A 17,897-nucleotide genomic window follows, 5' to 3' on the forward strand; every position below is an offset into this window, starting at 1 on the left:
TCTGGTCATTCGGCCACCGCCGCCTTCCCGGCGTCGCCCCGCTGTTCGAGTCGTGGCAGCCGGCCCAGCTTCCCGGGATGCCACGGCCCGGCACCCTCGCTCGGCCAGGCCCGGAACTCCCGGCCCAGCTCGTCGCAGAGGAACTGGACCGCGTACCGGCCGCTGGTCGCGGCCCGGATCAGGCCGCCCATCCCGGTCCACTGCCCGGCCATCGAGAAGCCGCTCAGCCCCGGCAGCCGCATCCGGTCCCGGTCCACCAGCGCGGTCGACACGTCGTCGGCCTCGGAGAACGCCTTCCAGGCCAGGATGCTGCCGTAGGTGTTGCCGGTGTACCGCTCCGTCGTCGCCGGCGTCGCCACGTCCACCAGCTCGATCCGCTCCTCGAGGCCCGGATGACGCTCGGCCAGGAAGCCCCGCAGGAAGTCGACGACCTCCTGCTTGCGCTCCCGGTACGCCCGCCGGTCCGCCTTCCGCAGATCCTGCCAGGACCGGTGGTCGGTGAAGTACGTGCAGTGCAGCACCGACTTCCCGGCCGGCGCGAAGCCGTCGGCGTAGTCGGACCGCCGCTGCACCACCAGACTGTGCTGGAGGCTCCCCGGCAGCGCCGCGCCCCGCTCCGGACCGAGGAGGTACGTGGTGCTGTGTGGCTCACCGGCGGGCAGCGGGCCGTCGATCCCGACGAACGCGGAGACCACTGCCGGGTACAGGTTGTCCGGCCGGTCCAGCAGCTCCGTGTACAGCCGCTCGGTGCGCGGGCTGCTCCACCGCCCCTCCAGCAGCCGGTCCAGCACCGTCGGCCCGTCGCAGGCGGCGATCACATGGTCGGCGAAGTGCTCCTGCCCGTCCCGCAGCCGTACGCCGACCGCCCGCCCGTCCTCGACGAGGATCCGCTCCACCCGGGCGCGGTAGCCGATGTGCCCGCCGAGCCCCGTGTACCGCTCCTCCACCGACCGGGCCAGACCCAGCGAACCGCCCTCCGGGAAGCCCGCGTTGCCGTTGAAGGCGCAGGACATCGTGAAGAGGAAGGGGAGCAGCGGGAAGCCGGTCAGCTCCTGGAGGAACATGTTCGGGAACGCCTGGCGCAGCAGCGGGTCCTCGAAGCGGTCCGCGAACCGGCGCATCGGCGTGGCCGCGGTGCGCCAGTACAGCCGGAACGCCGGCAGGATCGCGAGCAGCGTTCGCGCCTTCTCCGTCAGGGACTTCAGCGGCGGCGGCTTCAGCTCCCAGTGCGGGGCGAGCCCCGCGAAGCGCCTGAGGTCCCGGCAGAACGCCCGGATCAGGCGCTCGTCGCCGGGCGAGAGCTCCAGCAGGTGCCTCTGGAGCCGGTCCGGGTCGTTGTAGAACGTGACGGACCGGCCGTCCTCCGTCACCACCCGGTTGAACTGGTCGAAATGGGTGATCCGCTTCCCGTCCAGCGCCCCGAGCTCGCGCCACACGTCGTTCGCCCCGGTCCCGGGTGCCGTGCCGATCAGCCAGTCGATGCAGTAGTCGAAGAGGTAGCCCTGCCGAGCCCAGGCGGTGCAGCAGCCCCCTGGCAGCACGTGCTTCTCGAAGATCCGGCTCTCCAGCCCACTCATCTGCGCGTAGCAGCCGGCGGCCAGACCCGACATGCCCGCGCCGATGATGATCACCCGGGACCGCCCGCCGGGAGGCCGGGCCTCCCAACGGGGCCCGCCGTCACGCACGCCCATCCGCGGCACCTCCCGCCAGCAGCGCCCGGACCAGCTCCGCGTTCCCGTCGAGGAACGAGCCGTCGAGCATCTCGGCGTGCCGCCCGTGCCCCTCGCGTACGGTGCACCCGGCGGCGGTGACCCCGTGCCAGCCGCCGGGCTCGTCCGCCGCGAAGCGGAGCAGCTTGTCCTGGTCGGAGATCACCGCGATCGGCGCGCCGAGCACACCGAGCGACGGGTGAGCACCGCAGTGCGCCAGGTACTCGCGGGCCTGCTCCACGGTCTCCCGGGCGACGATCTCGGAACCGGTGTGCCGCCGCAGGTGCTCCGCGAGCTCCGCCTCGAACTCGGCCAGGTGCTCCTCGCCGAGGGTGACGGCCTCGGCGATCCGGTACGAGTCCATGATCAGCACGAGGTCCACCGCGCGGCCCCGCCGCTCCAGCTCCCCGGCGATCTCGAACGCGAGGTTGCCGCCGAGGGAGTAACCGAACAGCGTGTACGGCCCGCCCGGGTGCAGCTCCTCGGCCAGATCCGCGTACCGGGCCGCCTTGTCCGGACCCGACAGGTAGTTGAACGCGGCGAAGCGGTGCTCGGGCAGCCGCGCCGCGAGCTGCCGGTACACCAGCCCGTGCCCGCCCGCGGGCGGCAGGCAGAACACCGTCGCCGCCGGGTCCGCGCCCGGGTTGAACCACAGGTACGGCTCGGCGCCGGGCAGCCGCCCGGTGACGACGTCCTCCAGGGTGCGGGCCATGCCGTGCAGGGTGCTGGTCTGGAACAGCCGCCCGACCGGCACGGACGCGTTGAACTCGGTCCGCAGGTGGTGGATCAGCTCGATCAGCTTGATCGAACTGCCGCCCGCCTCGAAGAAGTCGTCCCGCAGCCCCGGCCGCTCCAGCCCGAGCAGCGACCGCCAGTGCGCCGCCATCCGCGTCTCGTACAGCGTCACCGGCGGTTCGTACCTCTCCGGTCCCGCCTCCGCGCGCGGCTCCGGCAGTGCGCCGAGATCGACCTTGCCGTTCGCGGTCAGCGGCAGCGCGGACAGCTCCGTGAAGTGCGCCGGGATCAGATACGTCGGCAGCTGCTCCGCGAGGTGGCGGCGCAGCTCCCGGGCGTCGGCCACCGCGCCCGGCGCGGGCACGCAGTAGGCGCACAGCACGTTCTCGCCCGTCTCGTCCCGCCGTACCGTCACGCACACCTGCGCCAGCTCGGGCCGGGCGGCCAGCCGCGCCTCGATCTCCCCGGTCTCCACCCGGTGGCCGCGCACCTTCACCTGCCCGTCGGCCCGCCCGAGGAGGTGCAGCACCCCCTCCGCGTCCCAGTGCCCGAGGTCCCCCGTCCGGTACAGCCGTACGGGTTCGCCGCCCGGTTCGAGGGTCACGAACCGCTCGACCGTCCGCTCCGGATCGCCCAGGTAGCGGTCGGCGACGCCGGCGCCGCCGATCCACAGCTCACCGGCCACCCCCGGCGGCACCGGCTCGCCGTGCCGGTCGAGGACGTACAGCTCGCTGTTGGGCAGCGGCCGGCCGACCGGCACCATCCGGCCCGGCTCCAGCCCCTCCGCCGGCCCCTCGTAGTAGGCGCTGTCGATGGTGGCCTCGGTCAGCCCGTACGAGTTGACCACCCGGGTCCCCGGCCCGCACAGCGCGACGAGCCTCCGGTGCTCGCCCGCCCGCCAGGCGTCCGAGCCGACGATCACCAGGCGCATGAACTCCAGGCCCAGCCCCTCCCGCTCGCAGTGCGCCAGCAGCCCGCGCGCCACCGACGGCACGAACTCGCCGCAGTCCACGCCCTCCGCGCGCATGGTCCGGTAGAGCCGCGCGGTGTCGAAGAGGAGGTCCCGGTCGACGAGGACCAGCGTCCCGCCCGAACACAGCGCCCGGACCAGGTCCCCGGTGAACACGTCGAAGGAGACGCCCGCCATCTGCAGGTGCACCCGGACGTCGGTGTCCAGCCGGTACTCCCGCTGCCAGGCGACGAACACCGAGGCCAGGTTGCGGTGGCTGACCCGCACTGCCTTGGGGCGGCCGGTGGAACCCGAGGTGTGGATCACGTATGCCGTCTGGTCGATGCCCACGGCCGGCTCCGGCCGCTCCTCGGTCCCCGGCCGGTCCAGCTCGTCGAGGGTGACCGGCCGTCCCGGCAGCCGGGCCGCCTGGCCCCGCCGCCCGTCGGTCAGAACCAGCGTGGCCCCGGCGTTCTCCATCAGCTCGGCCAGCCGCTCCGCCGGGTGGTCCGGGTCCAGCGGCAGATACGCGCCCCCGGCCCGCCACACCGCGAGCAGCGCGATCACCAGCTCCGGCGACTTCGCAAGACGCACCGCCACCACCGTCCCGGCGCCGACGCCGCGTTCGCGCAGCGAGGCCGCCACGCGCCGCGAGCGCTGGTCCAGCTCCCGGTAGCCGAGCCGCCGCCCGCCCGGCACGGACACCGCGACCGCCTCCGGGAACTGCGCGGCGATCTTCCCGATCAGCTCGTGCACCGGCACGTCGTGGTCGATCCGTCGGCCGACGCCGCCGAACCCGGTGACGATCCGCTCCCGTTCCCCGGCCCCCAGCATCGGCAGCCGTCCCGCCGGGCGCTCGCCCTCCGCGCGGGTCAGGCCGTCGAGGAGGTTCCGGTAGTGCGCGGCCATCCGACGCACCGTCGCCGCGTCGAACAGGTCGGTGTTGTACTTCAGCACGCAGTGGAAGCGCCCGTCGGACCGGTCCTCGTACGCGGACAGCGTGACATCGAACTGCCCCTCTTCCTCGGGGAGTTCGATGTACTCCAGTGTGTACCCGAAGCGCTCCACGGCCACCTTGTGGGTGAGCAGGATGAACATCGCCTGGAAGACCGCCGAGCGGCTCGGGTCGTGCTGGAGGCCCAACTGCTCCACGAGCAGCACGAACGGGTACTCCTGATTGTCGAGGCCCCCGAGGACCGTGTCCCGCACCCGGCCCAGCAGCTCGGCCACCGACGGCTCCCCGGCCAGGCTCACGTGCAGCGGCAGCGGATTGACGAAGTAGCCGTAGACGGAGGCGAACTCCTCCTCGGTGCGCCCGGTGACGGGGCTGCCGACCACGATCTCGTCCTGCCCCGACCAGCGGTGCAGCAGCAGGTAGTACGCGGTGAGCAGCACCGTGAACACGGTGACGTTGTGCTCCCGGGCCAGCGTCTGCACCCGGGCGCTGAGCTCGTCGTCGAGCTGGAAGAACTCGGAGGCGCCGTTGTCGGTCTGCACCGGCGGGCGCGGCCGGTCGGTGGGCAGATCGAGCGCCGGGACCTCCCGCGGCAGGTGCTCCCGCCAGTACTCCAGCATCCGCCGCGCCTCTGGCCCGGCCAGGAAGCGGTTCCGCCGGTTGAGGAAGTCCAGGTAGCGGGCCCGGACCGGGGCCAGCTCCGCCGGCTGGCCGGTGCGCAGCCCGTGGTAGACCTCGAACAGCTCCTCGATGAAGGTGAAGGTGGAGATCGCGTCCGAGACGATGTGGTGGACCGCCTTCATCAGCACCCAGCGGTCCGGGGCCCGCCGGAACAGCCGCAGCCGCACCAGAGGATCCCGCTCCAGGTCGTACGGCCTGCGGTACTCCGCTACCAGCCGGGCGCGGACCTCGTCCCAGGGCAGCCCGGACACATCGAGAAGACCGGTGTCGGCGATGGCCTCGGGCCGCACCCGCTGGACCGGACGCCTGTCCTCGGTGGTGATGTTGACGCGCAGGCTCGGATGCCGGGCGATCAGCGTCCGGAAGGCATCGAACAGCAGCTCCGGGTCGAGCTCCGCGCGCACCTCCACCGCGCCGCCGATGTTGTACGCGAAGCCGTCCGGGTTGAGCTGCCGGAGGAACCACAGGGCCTGCTGGTTGTGGGTGAGTGGGTAGCATGCCTCGTCGGTGAACAACTCCACCGCCGTCTCCGCCGCCGGACCCCCGGCCGCCGCGAGCCTGGTCAGCCCCGCGTGCAGCCGCTCGGTCAGCTCACTCACCGGCCCATTGCTGAGCAGCGCCACCACCGGCAGCGAGACCCCCAGCTCGGTGTGGGTCCGGGCCCGCAGCTCCATGGCGAGCAGCGAGTCCAGACCGAGCGAGCCGAGCCGGGCGTCCGCGTCGACCAGCTCCGGCCGCACCCGCAGCACACCCGCCGCAAGGGCCGCGAACCGCTCGGCCACCAACGCCGTACGCGCCGCCTCGTCGGCGGCGCGGAACGCGTCGAGCAGACTGCCGCCCTGCCCCGCCGGGACCTCCCGCGCCGCCGCGGCGGCGAGCGCCGACACCAGCGGCGGCGGGGTGGGATACCAGGACAGGAACACCGGCCAGTCCACCACCGCGGCCACCAGCAACTGGGCCCGGTCCTGCCCGATCACCCGCTCCAGGACCGCCATGCCCGCCTCCGGCGCCAGCGAGCTCATCCCGCGCGCGTCCCGGTAGTGGGCGACCAGCCCGAGCTCCTCGATCATGCCGGTGGCCCACGGCCCCCAGTCCAGGCTGAGCGCGGGTAGACCGAGCGCCCGGCGGTGATGGGCGAGCGCGTCCAGGAACGCGTTCCCGGCCGCGTAGTTGACCTGACCGGCCGTGGTCAGCAGCGAGGCGACCGACGCGAACAGTACGAAGTGCTCGACCGGCTCGTCGCGCAGCAGCCGGTGCAGCAGGTACCCGCCGTGCACCTTCGGCCCGTAGCCCGCGTCGAACGCTTCGCGGTCCAACGACGGCAGCAGGACGTCCCGCACCTGTCCCGCGAGGTGGAACACGCCCCGCACCGGCGGCAGACCGGCGACCCGACGCCCGGCCAGCCAGCCCTCCATGGCCGCCGCGTCGGTCACGTCTACCGCGGCGACCAGCACCTCTGCGCCGAGCGCTTCGAGCTCGCGCAGGAACGCGACCCGCCGCCCCTCGGGGCCGCCCGGATCGAGCCCCCGCCACGCGCCGCGCTCCGGCACGCCGGTGCGGCCGAGCAGGACAAGGCGCCGGGCCCCGCGCCGTACCAGGGTGCGGCAGAGCAGCCGCCCCAGCGCCCCGAACGCGCCCGTGACCAGATAGGCGCCGTCCGCGCGCAGCCGCAGCGGCAGCGGACGGGTCAGCCCCGCGGGCGGACGCAGCCGGCTGAGGTGCCGCCGCCCGGACCGCAGCGCGATCTCGCCCTCGCCGTCGTCCGCCGTGAGCGCGCGCAGCAGCACCTCGGCCTCGCCGGGACCCCCGGCCGGGTCGAGATCGATCAGTTTGCCGCTGTGACCGGTGAGCTCCTGCTGCCACAGCACCCGGCCGATGCCCCAGGCGGGCGCGCCGAACGGCTCCACCGGCTCGCCCGGCACCACCGCCTGGGCGCCCCGGGTGACGATGTGCAGGCGCCCCTCCGGGCACGCCTCGGGCAGCACCTGGGCGAGCAGGACGAGCGAGTAGCCGCCGACCGTGCCGATCCCGTCGAGGTCCGCCGCGCCGACCGTGTCCAGCGGGGGCAGATCGAGGTTCCACAGATGCACCACGGCTCCGAACCCCGGCCCGAGTTCGTCGAACAGCCTGCGCAGATCGGCCGCCGAATCGGGTCGCACGGTCATGTGCCGGGCCCCGCTTCGGTATCGGCTGCCCGGGCGGACCAGCCGGCACCGCCCGCCGCGCGCCACGACCGCCTCGGCCATCCGCGCGCCGAGCCCGCCCTCGTCGGCGAAGACCACCAGGTCGGGCGCGGGGGAGCCGTCGGGACCGTCCCCGGTCCCCTCGGCGGTCCCGCCGTCCTCCGGCGCCTCGGTGAGCGTCTCCTCCCAGACCACCTCGGCCAGCCAGCCGTCGATGGTGCCGAGCTTCACCGAGGAGGCCACCCGGTCCACCGCCGCCGCGCGGAAGCCGCTGATCCGGCCGAGCGGCGTCCCGTCCTCGGCGTACAGGGCGAGGTCGCCGACCAGTTCCTCGTCGCTCTCCGCGGTCACCGTCGCGTGCGCCCACAGGGCCCGGTCGCCGACCGCGTCCAGCCGCAGCTCCGCGATGCCGACGGGCAGCCGGATCCCAGCGGACCGGCCGTCGTTCGGCGTCATCGCGGTGAGCATGGTCTGGAAGCAGGCGTCCAGGAGCACGGGGTGCACATGGCAGTCCGCGGCCCCGTCGCCCATGCCCGGGGTGGGCCGGATCAGCGACAGCGCCTCGCCGGGCGCCGTCCACACCTCGTCGATCGCCCGGAACGCCGGGCCGTAGTGGTAGCCGAGCGCCGCCAGCTCGCCGTAGCACGCCTCCCGGTCGAGCCGACGCCCCGCCCGCGCCCGTACCGCGTCCGTGTCCAGCGGTTCCGCGAGCCGGCGTGGCTGCCCGGTGCGGACGACCCCGCTCGCGTGGACCGTACGGTCCGGAGCCCCGGTCCCGGAACCGGCGAGGGAGGCGATGGTGAACCCGGCCTCCTCCGGCGCGAAGGCCAGCTGGACGGTCGTCGCCTCGCCGTCGGGCAGGAACAGGGCCCGGGAGAACTCGACGTCGGCCAGGGTCGCCGTGTCGCCGCCGGTCAGCGCCCGGACCGTCTGCGCGGCCATCTCCAGGTACCCGGCGGCCGGGAAGACCGTGCTGTCCTCGATCCGGTGGTCGGCCAGGTACGGCAGCCGCTCGGTGTCCAGGCGGCTCGCCCAGGTCGGCTGCAGCGCGGAGGTCCGCCGGCCGAGCAGCGGGTGGTCCAGCCGGCCGAGCCGGATCTGCTCCACCGGCGCGGGCTCCACCCAGTACCGCTCCCGCTGCCACGGATAGCCCGGCAGCGGCACCGGCCGCCCCACGGGCTGGAGCACCGACCAGTCCACGTCGACGCCCAGCGTGTACAGCTCCGCGAGGGAGCGGGCGAACCGCTCGGGCTCGTCCTCCCGGCGCCGGATCGACGGCAGCGTCACCCCCTCGACGGCCCGGCCCTCCAGGCACTCCCGGATCGAGTGGCCGAGCACCGGGTGCGGACCGATCTCCAGGAACAGCGTGTACCCGCCGTCGACCAGCCGGTCGACCGCGGCACGGAACCGGACGGGCCGCCGGACGTTCTCCCACCAGTACGCGGCGTCCAGCTCCGGCCCCCGCGCACGCCCCTCGCGGGCGGTCAGATACAGCGGGAGACCGGCGGCGCGCGGCGCGATCCCGGCCAGCGCCTCGTGCAGCTCGGCCTCGATCGGGTCCATCCGCACGCTGTGGTACGGCACTTCGACGTCGAGGAACCGGGCGAAGACCTGCTCCCGCTCCAGCCGCCCGGCGAGCTCCCCGAGGGTGTCCCGGTCCCCGGACAGCGTCACCGACGCCGGGCTGTTCACGGCGGCGACCGACACGTGGTCCCGGTACGGGCGGACCAGCCGCTCGGCCTCCTCCTCGGACAGGTTCGCCGCCAGCATCACGCCGGTGCCCGCGAGCCGGTGCTGGAGGGCGCTGCGCGCCAGCGCGATCCGGACGGCGTCCTCCAGGCCGTACACCCCGGCCTGGTGGAAGGCCGCGATCTCGCCGGTGCTGTGCCCGACGACGGCGTCCGGCCGCACCCCGTGGTGTTCCCACAGCGCCGCGAGCCCCGCCTGGACGGCGAAGTTGGCGGGCTGGGCGAGCCAGGTCTCGGCCATCCGGGACTCCGCCTCGGGCCGGGTCAGCTCGTCGAGCAGCGACCAGCCCGCCTGGCGCCGGACCTCCCGGTCGCAGCGCTCGACCGCCTCCCGGAACACGGGCTCGGCGTCCAGGAGCTCGCGCCCCATGCCCCACCACTGCGGCCCCATGCCGGTGAACACCCACACCAGCCGCTGCGCCCCGGGCTCCCGGAGGCGGCCCCGCACGGCCCGGGGGTGCTGCTCCCCGCGCTCGCAGGCGGCCAGTACCTCGTCGAGGGAGCCGGGCGGGCCGAGGGGGGAGTGGACGACGGCGAGGCGCTCCTCGAAGTGCTGGCGGCGGTGGGCCAGGGTGTGCCCGAGGTCCGCGAGGGGCACTCCGGCGGCAAGTTCGCGGCGGACGCCCGCGGCCAGTTCGGCCGGGCCCGACGCGTGCCGGGCGCTCAGCGGGAGGACCGAGCGGGCGGGCGTCCGGGCCGTCGCGCGCGGCTCCTCCGGCGGGCGGGGCGCCGCCTCCTCCAGCAGGACGTGGGCGTTGGTGCCGCCGAAACCGAAGGAGTTGACGCCTGCCCGCGCGGGTCCCTCGTGCTCCGGCCAGTCGACCGGTGCGGTCGGGATCTCGAAGGGCAGCGCGGCGAAGTCGATGGCGGGGTTGGGCTGTTCGAGGTTCAGGTGCGGTGGGATGCGGCGGTGCCGGAGGGCCAGCGCCGTCTTGATCAGGCCCGCGACGCCGGCGGCGGCCTCCGTGTGCCCGATGTTGGTCTTGACCGAGCCGACGTAGCACCGCGCCCCGGGTGCCCGGCCCTGCGCCAGCACCCGGCCCAGCGCGCGCGCTTCGATCGGGTCGCCGACGGGGGTGGAGGTGCCGTGCGCCTCGACGTACTGGAGGCTGCCCGGTGTCACTCCCGCCTCGGCGCAGACCCGCTCGATGAGCGTGGCCTGGGCGTCGGCGCTGGGCACGGTGATGCCGTTGGTGCGTCCGTCCTGGTTCACCCCGCTGCCGATCACCACGGCGTGCACCGGGTCGCCGTCGCGCAGCGCGTCCGAGAGGCGCTTGAGCGCCACGACGCCGACGCCCTCGGCCCGTACGTAGCCGTCGGCGGAGGCGTCGAAGGCGCGGGAGCGTCCGTCGGGGGAGAGGAAGCCGCCCTTGGTCTCGGCGATGGTGTACTGCGGCGCGAGGTGCAGCAGGGTACCTCCGGCCAGGGCGAGTTCGCTCTCGCCGCGCTGCAGGCTCTGGCAGGCCAGGTGGACCGCGACCAGGGAAGAGCTGCACGCCGTGTCGATCGAGACGCTGGGGCCGCGGAAGTCGAGGCAGTGCGAGATGCGGTTCGAGACCATCGTCATCATCGTGCCGGTCGCGGTGTGCGCGGCCAGCGTCTCGAAGCCGAGGTCGGCGAACTGCAGGATCTTGTAGTCCAGGGTGAAGGCGCCGATGAAGACGCCGACGTCCCGCCCGGCCAGTTCGGCGGGCCGCTGCCCGCCGTCCTCCAGCGCCTCCCAGGACACCTCCAGGAGCTTGCGCTGCTGCGGGTCCATGTGCTCGGCCTCGCGCGGGCTGATCCCGAAGAAGTGGGGGTCGAACTCGTCGAAGCCGTCGATGTAGCCGCCCCGGCCGCCGGTCAGCCGGCCCGGCTTGGCCCGGTCGCGGCTGCCGAGGGTCGTGGTGTCGTACCGGTCCGCCGGGGTGGGGACGAGACAGTCCCGGCCTTCGATCAGATTGCGCCAGAAGGACCGGTGGTCACCCGCGTGTCCGGGGAGCCGGCAGCCGATGCCGATGATGGCGACCTTGTCGCGGTGGGCGGCGCTGGGTGAGTCCGTCATGGTCCAATCCGGTGGAGACGACGCCTCGGTACGGGCCGGGCGGGGGCGTATGGGGGCACGACGCCGGTACGGCGCGGGACTGCGCGGTACGGGGCGGGGAGGTCGCGGTACGGAGCGGGTGTGCGCGGTACGGGGGACTACGCGGTGTGGGGCGGGCGGCGCACGGGGTGGAGCAGGCTGGCGACGATCGAGCCGGTCTCCGGGAACGTGGCGGGGTCCTTGACACCGACGATCGCCGGGCGGCGGTCCGGTCGCCAGGTGAAACTGCCGAAGAGGCGGTCCCAGACCGAGAGGTCCACGCCGAAGTGACCGGCCTCGGCCAGGTCGGCACTGTGGTGCAGCCGGTGTTGCTCGGGGCTGGCCAGGACGTGGTGGAGCGGACCGAGTCGGACGTCCACGTTCGCGTGCACGAAATAGCCTTGGACAAGGGTGAAGAGCGCCACCGCGAAAAGGCAGTCGGCGGAGAATCCGAGAAATCCCAGTGTCAATTGGACCGTGCCCTGTTTGAAGGCGACATCCAGTAGGTGGTTGACGCCGTTATTGGCGACGTTCACTTTTCCCGGGACGTGATGAATTCCGTGTACCTTCCACAGCCACCGATTGGAATGCGCCCAGCGGTGGGCGAGGTAGCCGGTCAGTGAGGAGGCCAGCAGTGCGAGGGGCACCTCGGCCCCGAGCGCGAGCCCCGGTCCCGTGACGGGGGTCGCGGCCAGAACGGCCGCGACGACCGACTGGCCGAGCACGGCGCCGGCCATGGTGAACCCGAAATAGGCTGCGTACCAGCACAGTTCCCGGCCGCTCGGGTGCCAGTCGGTCCGGTGCGGGATCAGCCGCTCCAGCGCCGCGAGATAGACGATGGTGCCGATCAGGAAGAGCTGGACGGCCCGGCCCCGGTCCCAGTCGAAGCGCAGAACCGAGGTGAAGAGCCAGACTGCGGACAGGAGCAGAATCGGGTACGCGGCATAACGGAGACACTCGCGGGCGCACGCGCCGGTGGTCCACGCATTCGCCGGCAGCGACCCCGTATCGGGTCGATCTTCCATGCGGAGAATCTCCATCACATCCGAATATCTCCATCACATCCGAATAGGGAGTTCGCAGAGTAGCAGCGGACGTGAGGGGCCGTGAATGAGTGAACGGCGTTTTTTGGCCAGCGAGGTAAGGGGGGCGCACGAGGGTAATTTATAAGAAGAAATTCTTTTCATTGTTCGGTGCCCGTGGGGCGAGGTGGAGGGCACGGGGTGCCAGTGACCGGAAGTAACGATTCCGCACTCGCGTGGGCGGCGCCGGCCATGCCGGTCGCCACCCGCGTAGAGAGCGGTGACCGCGGGGTCCCGGGCCCGGCGGATATGCCCGAAACCATCGCCCCGTGGCAGCGCGTGTGGGGCCACGGGCGGAACACGAGCCGTACAACTCGGGCGGCCGGACCGCACAGGAGCCCGCAAGGAGAGAATTGCCCGGGTATACAGGCCCACCCAACCTGGCGGCCCGTCAACGTTGCAGGCGATCGAACAAGGGACGATCCCCGGCCGCCGGAGACTCCCGTGTGGGAACCGTCCAGAGAGCACGGGTTTCACGCCCTGCGACACTTCTACGCCTCCGAGCAGCTGGAGGCCGGCGAATCGGTGCTCTCCCTGACGCGGTGGCTCGGCCACACCGCCCCGGGGTTTACCGTGAGAAAGTACGCCCACTTCCTGCCCAGGGCCGGATCCCGCGGTAGCGGCGCCATCGACGCCGTGTTCGGTGAGACCCGGCCGGGGCTGCTGAGGCCAGAAAGCCCGCGAAAGTCCCACAGAGGTCCCACAGGTGCGCCGCACCCTCTGCCCACCACCGCCCTGACCTGCACCTATTTACGCGTCAGAGGGGGTGCGGCGGTGCTGTTGCGTCAGATGTCCCGGAAGATCTCGATCTGCGCCCCGATCGAGTTCAGCCGCTCCGCCAGGTCCTCGTAGCCGCGGTTGATCACGTACACGTTGCGCAGCACCGACGTGCCCTCCGCCGCCATCATCGCCAGCAGCACGACCACCGCGGGACGCAGGGCCGGCGGGCACATCATCTCGGCGGCCCGCCAGCGCGTCGGGCCCTCGACCAACACCCGGTGCGGGTCGAGGAGTTGGAGCCGCCCGCCGAGCCGGTTGAGGTCCGTCAGGTAGATCGCGCGGTTGTCGTAGACCCAGTCGTGGATGAGGGTCTTGCCCTGTGCGACGGCCGCGATGGCCGCGAAGAACGGGACGTTGTCGATGTTCAGACCGGGGAACGGCATCGGGTGGATCTTGTCGATCGGCGCCTCCAGCTTGGAGGGCCGGACCGTGAGGTCCACCAGCCGGGTGCGGCCGTTGTCGGCCGCGTACTCGGGCGTGCGGTCGTGATCGAGGCCCATCTCCTCCAGGACCGCCAGCTCGATCTCCAGGAACTCGATGGGCACCCGGCGCACCGTCAGCTCCGACTCGGTGACGACGGCGGCGGCCAGCAGGCTCATCGCCTCGACCGGGTCCTCGGAGGGCGAGTAGTCCACGTCGACGTCGATGTTCCGCACGCCGTGCACGGTGAGCGTGGTGGTGCCGATGCCCTCGACCCGGACCCCGAGTGCCTCCAGGAAGAAACACAGGTCCTGGACCATGTAGTTGGAAGACGCGTTGCGGATGACGGTTACACCGTCATACCGGGCGGCCGCCAGCAGCGCGTTTTCGGTAACCGTGTCCCCGCGCTCGGTCAGCACGATCGGCCGGTCCGGGCGGACGGCGCGGTTGACGACGGCGTGGTACTGCCCCTCCGTCGCCGCGACCTCGAGCCCGAACCGGCGCAGCGCGATCATGTGCGGCTCGATGGTCCGCGTGCCCAGGTCGCAGCCGCCGGCGTACGGCAGCTTGAAGTGGTTCATGCGGTGCAGCAGCGGACCGAGGAACATGATGATCGAACGGGTGCGCACGGCGGCCTCGGCGTCGATGGCCGCCATGTCCAGCTCGGCCGGCGGCACGATCTCCAGATCGACGCCGTCGTTGATCCAACGCGTCCGTACGCCGATGGAGTTGAGGACCTCGAGCAGGCGGTAGACCTCCTCGATACGGGCGACCCGGCGCAGCACCGTGCGCCCCTGGTTGAGCAGCGAGGCGCACAGCAGGGCCACGCACGCGTTCTTGCTGGTCTTCACGTCGATCGCGCCGGACAGCCGACGGCCGCCCACCACACGCAGGTGCATCGGTCCCGCGTACCCCAGAGAGACGATTTCACTGTCCAGGGCTTCACCGATTCGAGCGATCATCTCAAGGCTGATGTTTTGGTTGCCCCGCTCGATGCGGTTGACGGCGCTCTGGCTGGTTCCGAGCGCCTCGGCCAGCTGCGCCTGTGTCCAGCCCCGATGCTGTCGGGCGTCACGGATGAGCTTGCCGATGCGTACGAGGTAGTCGTCTGCCATGAGGCTGAGGTTATCTCAGATATGAGATTGCGCCTCTCGGGGGGTCCGTTCGGGTGACGTCCCGTCAACGCCGCCTGGCGTTACGGGTGCGACGCCATCCGAAAGGTCCGGGCAAATCGACCGATGTCGTACGACGTCCGGTGCTGCTGTGCGTATGGCGCGGGCCGTGCCGTCCGCCGCCCGTGGTGATCGACCATGACCGTCGGCCGATGTTCAGCCGCACGCCGGGGAGGATGCGGAAACTCTTGCGGAAGGTGAGAGGCATCGGGCTTCCTTCGTCGGGGAGGGTCGGGGGAAGTCGCGGGCGGGTCGTCGTCGAGGTGTCCAGCGGCAGTGGCGACACTCTTCGGCCGACGTGAGCCCGTCCGCTCTCGTCTCGGTTACCCCGACTCGGCGGGTCCATGGCGCCCCGGATGACACCGGGACGGCGCGCCGATGTGAGCGCGCGGCGGTTCATCGCGAACGCTTGCCCGTCCCGGACGGAGCGTGGAATCAGGCTTTCGCCGGGAGTGGCAGCGAGCCCGGGCATGACCATTCAGCCCTCGTGTACTAGAGTTATCTCGACATCGAGATATCTGCCGAGGCGCACCGCAGCCGCCACCCCGGTAAGGGTTACCTAACTTAGCCTGACCTCAGCGGATCGGCCAAGCCCGTGTGACGGCAGGATGCGGTGGTACGCGCACATCAATGAAGGAGACTGTCGTGTCGGCGAACAGCTTCGACGCCCGTAGCACGCTCAGCGTGGGCGACGAGTCGTACGAGATCTTCCGGCTGGACAAGGTGGAAGGCTCGGCTCGCCTTCCGTACAGCCTGAAGGTGCTGCTGGAGAACCTGCTCCGTACCGAGGACGGCGCGAACATCACCGCCGACCACATCCGGTCCCTCGGCGGCTGGGACTCGCAGGCGCAGCCCAGCCAGGAGATCCAGTTCACGCCGGCCCGCGTGATCATGCAGGACTTCACCGGCGTTCCCTGTGTTGTGGACCTCGCCACCATGCGTGAGGCCGTCAAGGCCCTCGGCGGCGACCCGGACAAGGTCAACCCGCTCTCGCCGGCCGAGATGGTCATCGACCACTCCGTCATCGCCGACAAGTTCGGCACGCACGAGGCCTTCGCGCAGAACGTCGAGCTGGAGTACGGCCGCAACCGCGAGCGCTACCAGTTCCTGCGCTGGGGTCAGACCGCGTTCGACGACTTCAAGGTCGTCCCGCCGGGCACCGGCATCGTCCACCAGGTCAACATCGAGCACCTGGCGCGCACGGTCATGGTCCGAGGCGGCCAGGCGTACCCCGACACCCTCGTCGGCACCGACTCGCACACCACCATGGTCAACGGCCTCGGCGTCCTCGGCTGGGGCGTCGGCGGCATCGAGGCCGAGGCGGCGATGCTCGGGCAACCGGTTTCGATGCTCATTCCGCGCGTCGTCGGCTTCAAGCTCACCGGTGAGCTCACCCCCGGCACCACCGCCACCGACCTCGTGCTGACGATCACCGAGATGCTCCGCAAGCACGGCGTGGTCGGCAAGTTCGTCGAGTTCTACGGCGAGGGCGTGGCCGCAACCTCCCTCGCCAACCGCGCCACCATCGGCAACATGTCGCCGGAGTTCGGCTCCACCGCCGCGGTCTTCCCGATCGACGGCGAGACCATCAAGTACCTCAAGCTCACCGGCCGCTCCGAGCAGCAGCTCGCGCTCGTCGAGACGTACGCCAAGGAGCAGGGTCTCTGGCTGGACCCGGCCGCCGAGCCGGACTTCTCCGAGAAGCTGGAGCTGGACCTGTCGACGGTCGTCCCGTCGATCGCCGGCCCGAAGCGTCCGCAGGACCGTATCGTCCTCGCCAACGCCGCCGAGCAGTTCAAGAGCGACGTCCGCAACTACGTCGCCGACGACGACGAGGCGGGCAAGGAGTCCTTCCCGGCCTCCGACTCCCCGGCCGCCAGCAACGGTGTCCCGACCAACCCGGTCACGGTCACGGCCCCCGACGGCTCGACCTACGAGATCGACCACGGTGCGGTGACGGTCGCGGCCATCACCTCCTGCACCAACACCTCGAACCCGTACGTCATGGTCGCCGCCGCGCTCGTCGCGAAGAAGGCCGTGGAGAAGGGCCTGACCCGCAAGCCCTGGGTCAAGACCACCCTCGCCCCGGGCTCGAAGGTCGTGACCGATTACTTCGACAAGGCGGGACTCACCCCGTACCTCGACAAGGTCGGCTTCAACCTCGTCGGCTACGGCTGCACCACCTGCATCGGCAACTCCGGCCCGCTGCCGGAGGAGGTCTCCAAGGCCGTCAACGACCACGACCTGGCCGTGACCTCGGTCCTCTCGGGCAACCGCAACTTCGAGGGCCGGATCAACCCCGACGTCAAGATGAACTACCTGGCGTCCCCGCCGCTGGTCGTCGCGTACGCCCTCGCGGGCTCCATGAAGGTGGACGTCACGCGCGACGCCCTGGGCACGGACCAGGAGGGCAAGCCGGTCTTCCTGGCCGACATCTGGCCCTCCGAGGCCGAGGTCAACGACGTCGTGGCGAACGCCATCGGCGAGGACATGTTCAGCAAGTCCTACCAGGACGTCTTCGCGGGCGACGCCCAGTGGCAGGCCCTGTCGATCCCCGAGGGCAACACCTTCGAGTGGGACCCGCAGTCGACGTACGTCCGCAAGCCCCCGTACTTCGACGGCATGACGATGGAGACCACCCCGGTCTCGGACATCGCCGGCGCCCGCGTCCTCGCCAAGCTGGGCGACTCGGTCACCACCGACCACATCTCCCCGGCCGGTGCGATCAAGGCCGACACGCCCGGTGGCAAGTACCTCACCGAGCACGGTGTCGAGCGTCGTGACTTCAACTCGTACGGTTCCCGCCGTGGCAACCACGAGGTCATGATCCGCGGTACGTTCGCCAACATCCGCCTGCGCAACCAGATCGCGCCGGGCACCGAGGGCGGCTACACCCGCGACTTCACCCAGGCCGACGCGCCCGTGTCGTTCATCTACGACGCCTCGCGCAACTACATCGAGCAGGGCGTCCCGCTGGTCATCCTGGCCGGCAAGGAGTACGGCTCCGGCTCGTCCCGCGACTGGGCCGCCAAGGGCACCGCCCTCCTCGGCGTCAAGGCCGTCATCACCGAGTCGTACGAGCGCATCCACCGGTCGAACCTCATCGGCATGGGCGTGCTCCCGCTCCAGTACCCGGAGGGTGCGAACGCCGAGTCCCTCGGCCTCACCGGCGAGGAGACCTTCTCCATCACGGGCGTCACCGAGCTCAACGACGGCACCACCCCGCGCACCGTCAAGGTCACCACCGACACGGGCGTCGAGTTCGACGCGGTCGTCCGCATCGACACCCCCGGTGAGGCCGACTACTACCGCAACGGCGGCATCATGCAGTACGTGCTGCGCAACCTGATCCGCAAGTAGTCGATCCGGTACGGCAGTCGGGCCGCACTCCCGGTGACGGGGGTGCGGCCCTTCGCGTGCC

6 protein-coding genes are annotated in these 17,897 nt (G+C 71.7%); 1 reads left to right on the plus strand and 5 read right to left on the minus strand.

Annotated features, from left to right (window positions below; genetic code table 11):
- Positions 1-5: 5 nt before the first annotated feature.
- The 5 genes from AB0J04_RS21015 to AB0J04_RS21035 form a co-directional block, all read right to left on the minus strand.
- The gene (locus tag AB0J04_RS21015) at positions 6-1,691 is read right to left on the minus strand and encodes an NAD(P)/FAD-dependent oxidoreductase (protein ID WP_363170033.1); all 1,686 of its coding nucleotides are present in this window, start codon (positions 1,689-1,691) and stop codon (positions 6-8) included.
- Positions 1,678-11,004 carry an amino acid adenylation domain-containing protein gene (locus tag AB0J04_RS21020; RefSeq protein ID WP_363170035.1) on the minus strand — a complete coding sequence of 3,109 codons (9,327 nt, stop codon included), beginning with the start codon at positions 11,002-11,004 and terminating at the stop codon, positions 1,678-1,680. Before AB0J04_RS21020 ends, AB0J04_RS21015 begins: the two co-directional genes overlap by 14 nt.
- Positions 11,005-11,141: 137 nt before the next feature.
- Positions 11,142-12,047, minus strand: a complete 906-nt coding sequence (locus AB0J04_RS21025) for a sterol desaturase family protein (RefSeq protein WP_363170051.1) — start codon at positions 12,045-12,047, stop codon at positions 11,142-11,144.
- Between the two features lie 842 nt (positions 12,048-12,889).
- Positions 12,890-14,419 (minus strand): UDP-N-acetylglucosamine 1-carboxyvinyltransferase, encoded by a 1,530-nt coding sequence (locus AB0J04_RS21030; RefSeq protein WP_363170036.1) that lies wholly within the window; start codon positions 14,417-14,419, stop codon positions 12,890-12,892.
- A gap of 64 nt (positions 14,420-14,483) precedes the next feature.
- Positions 14,484-14,684: a DUF4236 domain-containing protein gene (locus AB0J04_RS21035; RefSeq protein ID WP_363170037.1), complete on the minus strand. Its 201-nt coding sequence runs from the start codon at positions 14,682-14,684 to the stop codon at positions 14,484-14,486.
- A gap of 437 nt (positions 14,685-15,121) precedes the next feature.
- On the opposite strand from AB0J04_RS21035, the gene acnA reads away from it, so the two are divergent.
- Entirely contained in the window at positions 15,122-17,836 is a 2,715-nt protein-coding gene (gene acnA / locus AB0J04_RS21040; RefSeq protein WP_363170038.1) for an aconitate hydratase AcnA, read from the plus strand.
- Positions 17,837-17,897 lie beyond the last annotated feature (61 nt).

This window comes from Streptomyces sp. NPDC050263, from assembly GCF_040655955.1.
In the GTDB taxonomy this organism is placed as follows: domain Bacteria; phylum Actinomycetota; class Actinomycetes; order Streptomycetales; family Streptomycetaceae; genus Streptomyces.